The organism is Bacterioplanoides sp. SCSIO 12839, from assembly GCF_024397975.1.
GTDB lineage: Bacteria > Pseudomonadota > Gammaproteobacteria > Pseudomonadales > Oceanobacteraceae > Bacterioplanoides.
The window spans coordinates 1,214,676-1,228,151 of the sequence record NZ_CP073745.1; the positions used below are offsets into that span (position 1 = coordinate 1,214,676).

The window sequence follows — 13,476 nt, forward strand, 5'->3', positions numbered from 1 at the left end:
TGATAAAATAATGGCACCTTACACGCAGGTGATGAGAGAAAGATGACTGACGCAGTACAAACGCCACAGCAGGTAATTCGTGAATACTGGTCCAAGCCGGTAGAAGTTAGCCTGGAAGAACGTGAATCTCTGAAGCAGGAAATTCGTGAACTGCTGGTTCAGGAAGATGCGGCGTTAGTGGCTCATTATTATTGTGACCCGGAAATTCAGGCGCTGGCTGAAGAGACGGGCGGTACCGTTGCTGATTCGCTGGAGATGGCACGCTTTGGTCGTGACCACCAAGCCAGCACACTGTTGGTAGCGGGTGTACGTTTTATGGGTGAAACCGCCAAAATTCTCAGCCCGGAAAAACGCATTCTGATGCCGACGTTGGAAGCGACCTGTTCGTTAGACCTGGGTTGTCCTGTGGAAGAATTTTCCCAGTTTTGTGATCAACACCCGGATCGTACTGTTGTGGTGTATGCCAATACGTCTGCAGCAGTCAAAGCACGTGCTGATTGGGTTGTAACGTCCAGTATTGCACTGGATGTAGTCACACACCTGAAAGAGCAGGGGCAGAAACTGATCTGGGCGCCGGACAAGCACCTTGGCACCTATATTGAGAAGCAAACTGGCGCAGACATGATTCTGTGGGACAGCGCTTGTATTGTGCATGATGAGTTTAAAGCAAAAGGGGTTGAAGACCTGAAGAAGGTTCACCCGGATGCTGCGGTTCTGGTTCATCCTGAATCGCCTGACGCCGTGGTGCAATTGGCGGATGTTGCCGGATCGACCAGTCAGCTGATTGCTGCGGCGAAAAACCTGCCGAATGAAACGTTGATCGTTGCGACGGATAAAGCCATCTTCTACAAAATGCAGCAAGAAGCGCCAGGTAAGCTATTAATCGAGGCGCCTACAGCGGGCAACGGAGCCACTTGCCGTAGCTGTGCACATTGTCCGTGGATGGGCATGAATGAACTGCGCAATATGCGTGACGTGCTGAAAAGCGGTAGTCAGGAGATTCTGATTGAAGAAGGTTTGCGTCAACGGGCGGTTGTCAGCCTGAATCGCATGTTAAGTTTCAACAAGTAATTGAACCTTATTAAAAATGCCGCATCAGCTGCCTGATGCGGCATTTTTTTATGTCTGATCACTTTGTGTTGCAATTTATCTGGTGCAAAAAATCAGTTACCAAATGAGGTTGGGCTGTTTGCCATAACCCGGACCCGGCGGCTGATCGCTGCTTCCTGGTGAAAGTCCTGCTGTTGCTTGGCCTGCTTTAATGCCAGTTCCATTTGTCTCAGTGCTTTGGATTGAGAGCCGGTGGCAAACAGGTATTCGCCATTGGCGCGGTGGGCCAGGATTGTCTGGCCATCTTTGCCAGCGGCTTCGGCCAGCTTACGCCATACCAATGGGTTGGTTGGCCGTTGCTCTGACAGATGCTTGAGTTGTTTTGTTGCTCTGGCGTAGTCGCCTGATGCCATTAAAACGCGTGCAAAAGTGCTTTGCAGCTGGAAGTCTTCGGGCTGGAATACCAGAGATTCTTCGAGCAGTGATAATGCTTCTTTAAATGTTTTTTTCTGGGACAATAATTCGGCTTTCAGGCTGATAAAAGCCGTATGGTCGTTGTACGGGGCAACAATTTGTTCCAGTACCTTCAGGCCCTGATCAGGCTGATCATTCTCTGCTGCGATCAGTGCCAGTGCAATTTGTGCTGCGGCATAACGCTGGCTGTTTTTACTTTCCAGCGTTAATTGGTGCTCAAAGTGTGCTTGCTGATCGGATTCTTTCAGCTGATAACGCATCTGCGCGATATTTTTCAGAATATCGAATTCAAAGCTGATTAATCGCGGCCTGCGTGGGAAGTTTTCAGCTCGTCCGGCGGCGTCGGCCACTCGGGTTTCTGTTACCGGGTGGGTCAACAAAAACTCGGGTGGTCGTTTGTAATAACGGTTGGCTTTGACCATGCCCTGAAACATGCTGGGCATGGCGTATGGGTCAAGTCCGGCGCCGACCAGGGCTTTCATGCCGATACGGTCGGCTTCACGTTCCCAGTCTCGGCTGTAGGCCAAGCGGTTCTGGATAGAAGCCGCCTGGCTGCCCACCAACCCGGCAAAACCTGCGTCTGCATTGTTGGTAGCAATTAACAAAATGCTGGCCAGTAACGTGGCGATGGCCAGAGGTTGTTGTTTTTCGGCTTGTTCGATCTGGCGGGCAAAGTGGCGCTGGCTCAGGTGCGCTAATTCGTGAGCCAGTACCGATGAAAGCTCATCTTCATCCTGAGCGTGCAGCATAATGCCAAAGTTGATACCAATAATGCCACCAGGTACAGCAAAAGCGTTCAGTTCAGCCTGGTCAACAATCACAAACTCAAAATCTGAGATTTTGACTTCGCTGTGAGGAATCAAACGATAAATCAGATTTTCTAAAAACTGGTTTGCCAGTGGTAGCTCAATGGTTGGAGCCTGGCGCCTTAGCTGTCGCAGCCACAAACGACCCAGGGTATGCTCTTGCTGGAGCGACACATACCCCGATGCGCTATCGCCCAAATTGGGCAATTCATTTTTGGAGCCGTGAGCACTGTGGAGGGTGATTGGTAGTGAGGCGAGCAGTGTAAAAAGGCAGGCTGCTGGTTTCAAAATAGGTTTCCCGATCCGTTTCTTTTATTCAGCGCTGAGGCTCTGGCATTCCGATTAAACTGATAACAATCGATGCTGATTATGTCGTATCCGCTGACGGTAGGCATGCGATTGGCCGAAAAGTTCTGCAAAACCGTGGCAAAGTTTTGCAAAACACTGGCAAAGCTCCGCAAAGAATACCCGCTTTATCAGTCTGTATCATAGACGTGTTAGCGATTATTGCTGTTCGGGCTACTCTTTATCCCATCGTCTGATATCCGATATAACGCTGTTATCAATGCTTGCTTCATCCGTATAATGCCCGCTCAGTTTGTCAAAAGGCGAAAGCAGTGTCTAATTCAAATTCGTATCAGCAGCGGCTGGATGCCTCCGGACTTGAGTGTCCAATGCCATTGTTGAAAACCAAGTTGGCACTTAAGCCCATGCAGCCGGGCGATGTCTTGTGGGTGACAGCCACCGATTCAGGATCATGGCGTGATATACACAAATTTATAGAATTGACACATCATACTTTGATAAACGCTGAAGATAATGAAGGTGTTTATCAGTATTGGATTAAAAAAGGAGCCTGAGGGCATGCTGAACGTCGTAAGACGCTGGATTGATCGTTACTTCTCGGACGAAGAAGCTCTGCTGTTGCTGGTGTTGATTGCCAGCATTTTGTTGGTGATTGTGACGCTAGGGCAAGTACTGGCCCCCTTTCTGACAGCCGTGGTGCTGGCGTATTTGCTTCAGGGCGGCATGAATTACTGTAAACGCAGAGGGCTCGGGCATCTGGGCTCTACGGTGGTTGTTTTTCTGTTGTTTATTGGTGTTTTCCTGGCGTTGTTATTTGTCATTTTGCCGGCCATCTGGCAGCAAACAACGCAGTTCTTTTATGAATTACCGAAGATGGCGAGTAAAGGCCAGGCGTTATTGATGTTATTACCAGAAAAGTATCCGGATCTTGTATCGGATGCTCAGGTTCAGCATTGGACGCAACAGATTGGTGATGAGCTGGCCAGAATGGGGCAATTGGCGGTTAGTTTTTCGATTTCGGGTATTACCGGTGTCATGGCGGTGCTGATTTATTGTGTGTTAGTGCCAATTCTGGTGTTTTTCCTGTTAAAAGATTCCGACGCCATTATTCGCTGGTGTACTTCCTTTTTGCCTCAGAAGCGTCAGCTGTTAAACAGTGTCTGGGCAGAAATGGATGAGCAAATTGCTAACTATATCCGTGGCAAGGTGGTTGAGATCGTGATTGTGGGTGGTGTGACTTACATTGCGTTTGTCATTATGGGCGTCAACTACGCGGCATTGCTGGCGATTGGTGTTGGGCTGTCGGTGTTGATTCCTTATATCGGCGCAGCGGTGATTACGATTCCGATTGCCCTGGTGGGGTATTTTCAGTGGGGCTGGGGTAATGACTTTATTTACCTGATGGTGGTTTACGGCATCATTCAGGCATTGGATGGTAATGTGCTGGTCCCCTTGCTGTTTTCAGAGGTGGTCAGCCTTCACCCGGTAGCCATTATCGTGGCTGTGTTGGTGTTTGGTGGCTTGTGGGGGTTTTGGGGCGTCTTTTTTGCTATTCCTCTGGCGACCTTGTTCAAAGCAGTGTTGTCAGCCTGGCCGAGCGGTGAAACTCTGGAGCCGGTTGAGGGAGAATAATTTACCGTTAATCACGCTCTTATAAACTCTCTTGCTTGTGTCTGAGGCGCTGCATCAGTAGTATTGCGCCTCTGTTTTACGCTCAGAATTTGGAGTATTGCTCAATGATTACCGGCAGTATGGTTGCTTTGGTAACCCCCATGCATGACGACGGTCAGATTGATTGGGATAACCTGGATCGCCTGGTTGAGTTTCACATTAAAGAAGGCACTGACGCGATTGTTGCCGTCGGTACAACCGGTGAATCTGCAACGCTGGATACCAAAGAACATTGTGCTGTTATTGAGCGTGTCGTTAAGGTTACCGCGGGTCGCCGTCCGATCATCGCTGGCACAGGTGCAAATTCCACTTCAGAAGCCATTGAGCTGACCCAGGAAGCGAAAGTTCTGGGTGCAGATGCCGCACTGTTAGTAACGCCTTACTACAACAAACCTCCGCAGCGTGGCCTGATTGCGCATCACGAAGCTATTGCCGCGGCTGCTGATATTCCACAGATTCTGTACAACGTTCCTGGGCGTACGGCCTGTGATATGTTGCCAGAAACCGTTGCCGCACTGGCCGATATTGAACAAATTGTTGCGATCAAAGAAGCGACGGGAGATATGGAGCGTGCGCGTCAGCTGATTGATTTGGTTGGCGACAAAATGGCTGTTTATTCAGGTGACGACGAAACGGCTACTGAACTGATTTTATTGGGCGGTAAAGGCAATATTTCTGTTACCGCGAATGTGGCGCCCAAGCTGATGCACGAACTGTGCATGCTGGCTTTAGATGGCAAAGCAGAAGAAGCTCGGGCACTGAACCAGCGCCTGATGCCATTACACAACAGCATGTTCTGTGAAGCCAATCCGATTCCGGTGAAATGGGCGATGCACAAAATGGGTTACATGGGCGAAGGTATTCGCTTGCCATTGGTAGCGTTAGAAAATCGCTACCGTGCCAAACTGGAATTGACGCTGTCTCAGTTTGATTTGATTTAAGCCTATGAACAGAACCAACTTTTGCACCGTCATTATGATGGTTAGCGGTATTCTGCTGACAGGTTGTTCCTGGTTAGGATTTGATGACATAGCTGATGATTATCTGACCCAGGAGACCTATCCTGTTATCAATAATCCGGAAGGTGAGCCACCATTGCCTTTCCGTGATGCCAATCCAATTCCGCCTCTGGCCGTGGTTCCTGAACGTCCGGATAAGTTTCAGACCCCACGTCCTCTGGCATTAGTGGAAGTGGAACAGGATGATGTGGGTGTTACCAGTCTGGCTCAATATCGTTCTGAAAGCCTGAATCCGCGTTTGGATGTGGATGGTGCTGGCACACAAATTTTACGCTTAGACCTTGGCTTTGCAGCCTCCTGGGCCGCTGTGACGGAAGCATTATCCGCGTCAGATCTGAAACTGATCGACCTGAACCGCAGCACCGGTACCTACTTTCTAGAGGTCGAAAAACGTGATGTGGAAGATGACCGTAGCTGGTGGGACAAGCTTTGGGGTGAAGAGTTGATTACAACAGCAACTTATTTGCTGAAAATGAACCGTTCGCGTCAGGGCGTTTATTTATCCCTGTTAACCGATGCCGATACACTGGCAGAGTCTGATGTGACTGAAGCGGTATTAAAGAGTATTGAACTGCAGCTGAAGTCGTGAGATACGCATCATTAGGCAGCGGCAGTCGCGGTAATTCGACCCTGATTGAATATCAGCAGCAGTGTATCCTGATCGATTGTGGTTTTAGTCGTAAAGTCACTCTGCAGCGTATGGCTCAGTTAGATATCGACCCGGCTCAACTGAAAGCGGTATGGGTTACCCATGAGCACAGTGACCATGCCAAAGGGGTTCAGGGGCTTTGTGAAGCACTGGAAATACCGTTTTACGCCTCGTTTGGTACAGCACGTAAGATGGAGTGGCTGGAGCATCCATTGTGGCGATGTGTCCGTGGCGAGCAGATCGTGAACCTGGCTGGTTTGGCGGTTACATCGGTGACGGTGCCCCATGATGCTCAGGAACCACTGCAGTATGTGATCAGTGATCAGGAAGGTCATAAGTTAGGTGTGTTATCGGATCTGGGTTCGCTGACCCCTCATATTATTGAACAATATGCTGGCTGCCATGCTTTGCAAATTGAAGCGAATCATGACCCGCAACTACTGCAGGTTGGTCCGTATCCTCCCAGTTTGAGGGCACGTGTTGCGGGTAATTATGGGCACCTGAATAATCATCAGTGTGCTGAACTGGTTGCCAGGGTTAGCTGGCCAGGATTAAAGAAAGTAACGGCTGGCCATATCAGCGAAAAAAATAATGATCGCACCCGGGTGCAGGAGCTGTTGGCTCCGGTACTGAACTGTTTGCCCCCGGATGTTGAACTGCTAGAACAAGACGCCGTATCCGAGTGGTATCAGCTGGCGTTATAGCGGTGCAGATAAATTATTAACCCGGTTATTCGGGTATCATTTTTATTATTTCCGGAGAGATTCACATGGAAAAACGCGAGCTGCTTTATTCCGGTAAAGCAAAATCCGTTTACACAACCGATGATAATGACCTGATGGTGTTGGAGTTCCGCAACGATACTTCAGCGTTTGACGGTAAAAAAATGGAACAGCTGGATCGTAAAGGTCTGGTGAACAACAAATTCAACGCGTTTGTGATGACCAAGCTGGCAGAAGCGGGTATTCCTACGCACTTTGAAAAACTGTTGTCTGATACCGACGCACTGGTTAAGCGCCTGGATATGATTCCATTGGAATGTGTTGTCCGTAACGTTGCGGCAGGCAGCTTGGTCCGCCGTCTGGGTGTGGACGAAGGTATTGACCTGGTGCCACCGACGTTTGAACTTTTCCTGAAAAATGATGAGCTCGGCGACCCGATGGTCAACGAATACCACGCGCGTTCATTCGGTTGGGCACAGGAAGAACACATCGAAAAAATGAAAGAACTGACCTTCAAAGTGAACGCCGTTCTGAAGCAAATGTTCGCTGATGGTGGCATGTTGCTGGTCGACTACAAACTTGAGTTCGGCTTATTTAATGGTGAAGTGGTACTCGGTGACGAATTCTCTCCAGATGGTTGTCGCCTGTGGGATGCAGAGACCCGTGAAAAGCTGGATAAAGACCGCTTCCGTCAGGGCTTAGGCAACGTTGTAGAGTCTTACGAAGCCGTCGGCAAGCGTATTGGTGTTGAGTTCTGATCAGCCCACTCAGAATACGACAGGGCATTAAAGCCCCGCGCTGACTTTATACAAAACCCGTGAATTGTTTATCAGTTCACGGGTTTTTGTTTATTCAACTCCCGGCTGGTTGAAAGAATTTGCATTCTGATCATTTGCAGGCACACTAGCGGAACACTGAGTTACCAGACTGGTTTTAATCATCGTTCAGAATCAGCTGGTCGGTTTGATAATAAATTGATTACGGGAACACATCATGAAAAAAGTGGCGATTGCAGCAGTATTAGCAGCAATGACTCCAATGGCTGCTCAGGCAGACTTGTTATTCACGGTAGGTGCGAAAGCCAGCGTTTGGGATGCTGAACCAACAGGTCAGCTGGATGATGGCATTTCAGTTGAAGACGATGGCCTGAATCTGGACTCTGAGAATGGCCAGCAGCTGACGGTTTTCTTTGAGCATCCAGTGCCACTGATTCCGAATGTGAAGCTGATGCGCACGTCTCTGGAAGTTGAAGGTGAAGGTAATATTGATGGTGAGTTTGCCGGAACTCCTTTTGATGAAGATGTAGCCTCTACTTTTGACCTGAGCCACAATGATCTGACGTTGATCTGGGGCCTGCCACTGCCGATTCCTTTCGTTGATTTTAATTTTGGTTTAACCGCCCGTCAGTTTGATGGTGTTGCGGAAGTAACCGGTGCTGTTGCTGGTACTGAGTCTGTTGACTTGGATTTCACTATGCCATTGCTTTACGGTGAAGTGAAAGTCGATACGCCATTTGGTATTTATGGTCAGTTGGATGTGAACTATATCGCCTACGGTGATAACGAAGTTCAGGATCTGTCGTATGGCATTGGTTATACCTTACCAATCCCGCTGGTAGATCTGGGCTTAGAAGCGGGCTACCGCTCTTTATCTCTGAAGACGGACGAAGACCTGGCGGATATTGAAGCCGATGCCGATATTAAAGGTACTTATGTTGGTGCCAGCCTGTCAGTTGGTTTCTGATTTTCAGAAGAACCTGATTACATAAAAAACGCCGCTGGTTTGATAAAACCCGCGGCGTTTTTTTATTGGCAGAATAGAGCAGACTTTTCAAAAGCAGCAACAGGATGTTGCGTACTTATCGCCGGAGCAGGGACGCGATTGCGATAAGAGCGTCTGAAAAGTCTGTGCTGTTCTGTCGGTGTTTTGATATCGAGCGACTCAATCAACCAAAACAAAACGTACGCTGCGATTCTGCGGCTTAATATCCTGTATCTTCACCTGAACTGGCTGATTCAGTTTAAAGCAGATATCACCACTGCGGTGCGTCAGGGTTTTGGTTTCAAACGTCCAGTCGCCTTTGGCTTTGCGGCGATCAATCGTTCCTTCAATACCAGACTCTTCTAAGCGCACGGTAAAGTTTGCTGAGTTCATATGCACAATGATGGCATCGTAAGTGGCTTCTTTATCCTGCTGTTGCAGCCAGTCCAGTTTCAGCCAGCTCTCGGTTTGAGAAGCCGCAATACGGCTGTTGGTCTGACGCTGCTGAATCTGATCCAGTGTCGTTTGTTGTGGCAGCTCCGGCGTCTTTTCTTCCAATAATGCTTTTATCACTCGGTGTAATAACAGGTCATTATATTTACGCAGAGGGGAGGTAAACGTCGTGTAGTGATTAAAGCCAAGACCGAAGTGAGTACCGGCTTCCAGCGAGAGGTTACTGCGTTCAAGCTGGCGGCTGATAATGGTGCGCAGCGGGAATTCCGAATCGCACTGTTCGGCTTTCTGAACCCACTCTACAAACTCCGCTAAAGTCTGAATTTTAGGTTTACGCTCCAGTTCCAGCTGTTCACGAATTAACGCCACCACTTCACCGATGCGCTCAGTTCTTACACCGCTGTGGTTGATAAAGAAACCACTTTCTTTGTCTGCCAGCCAATCTGCAATCGAGCGGTTGCAAGCCAGCATACATTCTTCCACTAAGCGGTGTGCCTGGTTACGTTCGAGTTTGACAATTTCTTTCGCCTTGCCTTGCTCATCTGTGATGATTTTGTAATCCGGGCGCTCTTCCATCACTAAGCAGTGTTCAGTTCGGAACTGATTTAGTGCCTGAGAGCAGTTATGCAGATGAACGATATGACCATGCAGTTCTGCCGGAATCTCGTTATCTTCACCTTTAATCAATTGTGCAACCTGGGTGTAGCTTAATTTAGCCTGGCTACGGATTTTGGCATTATGAATGTTGGTGCTTTCGATCGTGCCATCTTCCGCGACTTTCAGCTCAACAACCATGGCCAGGCGTAACTCATTTTCCTGCAGTGAGCACAATTGTTCAGACAGCTCAGGCGGCAGCATTGGCAATACCTGATCCGGGAAATACGATGACGTTGCGCGTTGTTGAGCGGCCTGATCTAATTCACTGCCGGTGGCAATTAAGGCGGCCGGGTCCGCAATGCCAATCCACAAGGACCAGCCCTGACTATGAGCTTCCGCATAGAGCGCGTCATCAATGTCACGGGTCCCCGCCGAATCAATGGTCACAAAGGGTAGGTGTGTTAAGTCGGTACGTTTGTCCAGCTCAGCTTGCAGCCCTTGCTCTGCCAGCTCTGCGACCTGTTGTTGCTCAGCCGCAGAAAACTCCGCTGACAATCCGCTTTTGGCCATGATAAAGCGGTGTTCAATGTGATCTTCGCCTGGTTTGCCAATGACTTCGTCAATATGTGCCTGGGCACGGCCATTCGGATAGGGGTGTTGACTGATATGAGCACTGATTAAATCGCCTTCTTCCGCTTTCATACGCTTATTCGGCGGAATAAAAATCCAGCGATTCAGTGTGTCACTGTCCGGCTCGATAAAGTGACCTTTGCCACGAATAACATAACGGCCGTAGAGTTTGTCCAGCTCACTTTTAATGACTTTCTCAATGATGGCCTGCTGTTTACCCTCTCCGGCAGACTCAACCCGAAACGCAATCTGATCGCCCGGTAATACCTTTTCCATCTCATCGGGAGATAAAAAGAATTGTTGCTTATCTTCGGTGTTAACGAAGCCAAAACGACCGGTGGTGGCTCTTACCCGACCTTCATAACGTGGTGTGCTGTCATGAATCTCTTGTTTCAGGTTTTTGAGTTGGGAAAGGGCGTTTTTATCAAGCATCCGTTGGGTAACCACATTGCTGTTAGAAAGCGGCCAAGTGTACGGAAAAAGCAGATTTTAGGCCAGAGCAGGATGACGGCAGAGGCCGGAGAAAATCCGTGGTTTCATACTTTACAGACAATTCTTGAGTGGACTTTTTGACGAAGATCCTTGTGGTAATTCGGGCCGATAACAAAAAATTACAGAGTTTTTAAGCTTTTGTAATTCTTTTGTATGAAAAACTTGATGTCATCAGTAATAATGACAAGTCGATTCTCACGTGCTGTTAAAACTTTATCGTTAAGGCAGCTACTATCAAGAATGAATAAATACAAGATCAGCGAATAAAGGTTCTGATATGACCCATAATTCTAAAGTAAGCCGCCGTAGCTTTTTGAAATCAGTCGCCGCCGGTGCTGGCGCTGTTTCCACCCCTGCCGTATTAACCGCTTGTGGTGGTGATGACGATGATGATAACGGCCCTGTATTCTCCTTTGGGCATGGTGTCGCCTCGGGTGATCCTTTATCAGACCGTGTGATTATATGGACACGCATTACGTCTGACAGAAATGTCGAGGCGATAACGGTTGACTGGTCTGTCGCTACCGATGCTTCTATGGCTAATGTTGTCGCCAGTGGCCAGGTTGATACTGATGCAACGGTTGATTACACGGTTAAAGTGGATGCAGAAGGTTTGTCTGCTGATACAACTTACTATTATCAGTTCAGTGCAGCTGGCGTCTCTAGTGTTATTGGTGAAACCAAAACACTGCCCACGGGTGATGTCTCTAATGTGAAATTGGCTGTGTGCTCTTGCTCCAACTTTGCGTTTGGTAATTTCAATGTTTACAAAGAAATTTCCAAGGCTGGTGCCGATGTGGTTGTTCATTTAGGAGACTACATCTATGAATATCGCTCTGGTGTTTACCCTGATGCAGATAATATTGCTGAGAACCGCCAACCAGACCCTCAGGAAGAGATTATTACACTGGATCAATATCGTGCACGCTATAACCAGTATCGCCGTGACGCGGATCTTCAGGCTGCTCATCAAAACACACCGTTCATTTGTGTGTGGGATGACCATGAATTAGCCAACGATGCATATAAAGATGGCGCACAGAACCACAGTGATGACGAAGGCTCATTTGCCGATCGTCGTGCCGCTGCGTTCCAGGCTTATCACGAGTGGTTACCGATTCGTACCGGGTCCGATCGTGCAGTAATTGATCGCTCTTTTGACTTTGGTGATTTGTTGAGTCTGCACATGATGGATACCCGTCAGGTCGCACGCACCAAGTCATTGTCTTACAGCGATTTCAACTTCAGCGGCTCAGCACAAGAAGTAGCGGCTGAAAAAGCACGTTTAACTCAGGCCTTGAAAGATACAAACTCGACATTGTTGGGTGCAGAACAAGAGCAGCGCGTGTTTAACCGTTTATCTGGCTCTACAGCAACGTGGCAAGTATTAGGTCAGCAAGTATTAATGGGACGTATGATGATCCCTGCTGAAATCCAGGAAGGGCTGACAGCGTTGCAAGAAGAGCTTGAAAAAGAAACACCAGATACTGGCCTTGCAACGCAGTTGCAAAATCAGATTCGGACTTCTTTGACTGAGCTGTTTCTTCTGAAAGGCAGTGACCCATCGAATGCGCGCTTAACGGATTTATTACCCTACAACCTCGATGCTTGGGATGGTTACTCTGCAGCACGTGAAACAATTCTGAATCAAGCAAAAATGGCAGATGCTAACTTGGTTGTTTTGGCGGGTGATACTCACAATGCCTGGGCTAATGAACTGTATACCAGCGATGCTAACGGTGTTATCGAACGAGCTGATGGCCCTGTTGGTGTTGAATTTGCGACTTCGTCAGTCACTTCTCCTGGTTTCGATTCCTACATCAGTTTTGGAAGTGAACAGGAGCAGGGCTTGTTTGAATTGGCCGTGACGACGTTGGTCGATGATCTTAAGTATATGAACGCCGTTAATCGGGGTTATACGCTGGTTGAATTTACGAAAGAAAAAGCGACCTGCGAATGGCGTTTTGTTTCAACCATTCAATCGACGGATTATCAGGCAAGTGTTGCCAAGAAAATGGAAGTATTGCCAGGGGCGGGGAATCGTACCCTAGAGGACGTCGCTTTACCAGCGTCTTAATCCTGAAAAACCCGCTTCGGCGGGTTTTTTATTACTTCGATTTTATCCTCGGATTTTTATTGCTAGCGAATACTTGCCTGTCTCAGGCCTGGTATAAATTCACCCAGCGAAATTCATCCAGCTCGTCCAGATCCGGCACGGTAAACGATTCTTCGCGGCCAATTTTTTTATACGGCGGGAAGTCAAAGTTTTTCACACGCGAGTCGGCTACTAAGACCTCATTGGCTTTTTCCCGGAATACATTAAGCAGCGGTAAATTCGCTTTGTCGTACAGCACGTCGGCGGCGATTAATACATCCAGTTCTTCGTCAAACTCAAACAGGTCGCCATGGCAGCGATAAGTCACGTTATTTAAGCGGGCATTTGCCTCACAAGATATTAACGCTTCCGGGTCGATATCACAGGCAATTACGTCTTTGGCACCGGCCATCACGCAGGCAATGGCAACCACGCCCGAACCAGCACCAAAATCCATTACTTTTTTATCTTTTACCCAGTGGGGATTTTTGAGAATTTCGCGTGCTAATACCTGGCCACTGGCCCAGCAGAATGCCCAATAAGCCGGGTAGCTCTGAATCGACAGAATTTCTTCCTGAGTAAAGGGGCGGCGCATGGCCTGTGGCTCGACCAGCCAGAGTTTGATCGCATCACATTGAGGCAATGTTTGTGTAGTAACGGTGGCATCATCGAGCATATTTCGGATCAGCTGATTTAACGCGTCCTGATCCGCAGCTTGGTCGTTGCGAGTGTGTAAGAGGGAAGAGGTCAT

The 13,476-nt window shown here is 48.4% G+C and carries 12 protein-coding genes; 9 read left to right on the forward strand and 3 right to left on the reverse strand.

Annotation, left to right across the window (positions count from 1 at the left end; genetic code table 11):
* Positions 1–42 precede the first annotated feature (42 nt).
* A complete protein-coding gene (gene nadA / locus KFF03_RS05660) occupies positions 43–1,071 on the forward strand; it encodes a quinolinate synthase NadA (RefSeq protein WP_255859563.1) in 1,029 nt (342 codons plus the stop codon).
* A 92-nt stretch (positions 1,072–1,163) separates the two neighbouring features.
* Here the strand turns inward: nadA and KFF03_RS05665 are convergent, their stop codons facing one another.
* The gene (locus KFF03_RS05665) at positions 1,164–2,528 is read right to left on the reverse strand and encodes a M48 family metalloprotease (RefSeq protein WP_255859565.1); all 1,365 of its coding nucleotides are present in this window, start codon (positions 2,526–2,528) and stop codon (positions 1,164–1,166) included.
* A gap of 419 nt (positions 2,529–2,947) precedes the next feature.
* Between KFF03_RS05665 and KFF03_RS05670 the strand changes: the two genes are divergently transcribed.
* The 7 genes from KFF03_RS05670 to KFF03_RS05700 all read left to right on the forward strand — a co-directional run bounded on the left by KFF03_RS05670 (position 2,948) and on the right by KFF03_RS05700 (position 8,440).
* Positions 2,948–3,190, forward strand: coding sequence for a sulfurtransferase TusA family protein (locus KFF03_RS05670; protein WP_255859567.1), 243 nt, complete (start codon positions 2,948–2,950; stop codon positions 3,188–3,190).
* 4 nt (positions 3,191–3,194) lie between these two features.
* Entirely contained in the window at positions 3,195–4,268 is a 1,074-nt protein-coding gene (locus KFF03_RS05675; RefSeq protein WP_255859568.1) for an AI-2E family transporter, read from the forward strand.
* Positions 4,269–4,372: 104 nt separating this feature from the next.
* Positions 4,373–5,248 carry a 4-hydroxy-tetrahydrodipicolinate synthase gene (gene dapA / locus KFF03_RS05680; protein WP_255859569.1) on the forward strand — a complete coding sequence of 292 codons (876 nt, stop codon included), beginning with the start codon at positions 4,373–4,375 and terminating at the stop codon, positions 5,246–5,248.
* A 4-nt stretch (positions 5,249–5,252) separates the two neighbouring features.
* Positions 5,253–5,915, forward strand: a complete 663-nt coding sequence (bamC, locus tag KFF03_RS05685; RefSeq protein WP_255859570.1) for an outer membrane protein assembly factor BamC — start codon at positions 5,253–5,255, stop codon at positions 5,913–5,915.
* On the forward strand, positions 5,912–6,679 hold the full coding sequence (locus KFF03_RS05690) for an MBL fold metallo-hydrolase (protein ID WP_255859571.1): 768 nt from the start codon (positions 5,912–5,914) through the stop codon (positions 6,677–6,679). The genes bamC and KFF03_RS05690 overlap by 4 nt, the downstream gene beginning before the upstream one ends.
* Before the next feature lie 65 nt (positions 6,680–6,744).
* Positions 6,745–7,455: a phosphoribosylaminoimidazolesuccinocarboxamide synthase gene (purC, locus tag KFF03_RS05695; protein WP_255859573.1), complete on the forward strand. Its 711-nt coding sequence runs from the start codon at positions 6,745–6,747 to the stop codon at positions 7,453–7,455.
* 235 nt (positions 7,456–7,690) lie between these two features.
* Positions 7,691–8,440 carry a TIGR04219 family outer membrane beta-barrel protein gene (locus tag KFF03_RS05700; RefSeq protein ID WP_255859575.1) on the forward strand — a complete coding sequence of 250 codons (750 nt, stop codon included), beginning with the start codon at positions 7,691–7,693 and terminating at the stop codon, positions 8,438–8,440.
* A gap of 198 nt (positions 8,441–8,638) precedes the next feature.
* On the opposite strand, the gene KFF03_RS05705 is transcribed toward KFF03_RS05700, so the two are convergent.
* Positions 8,639–10,570, reverse strand: a complete 1,932-nt coding sequence (locus KFF03_RS05705) for a ribonuclease R family protein (protein ID WP_255859577.1) — start codon at positions 10,568–10,570, stop codon at positions 8,639–8,641.
* Between the two features lie 337 nt (positions 10,571–10,907).
* On the opposite strand from KFF03_RS05705, the gene KFF03_RS05710 reads away from it, so the two are divergent.
* Positions 10,908–12,707, forward strand: a complete 1,800-nt coding sequence (locus KFF03_RS05710) for an alkaline phosphatase (protein ID WP_255859579.1) — start codon at positions 10,908–10,910, stop codon at positions 12,705–12,707.
* An 82-nt stretch (positions 12,708–12,789) separates the two neighbouring features.
* Here the strand turns inward: KFF03_RS05710 and KFF03_RS05715 are convergent, their stop codons facing one another.
* On the reverse strand, positions 12,790–13,476 hold the full coding sequence (locus KFF03_RS05715; RefSeq protein ID WP_255859580.1) for a methyltransferase: 687 nt from the start codon (positions 13,474–13,476) through the stop codon (positions 12,790–12,792).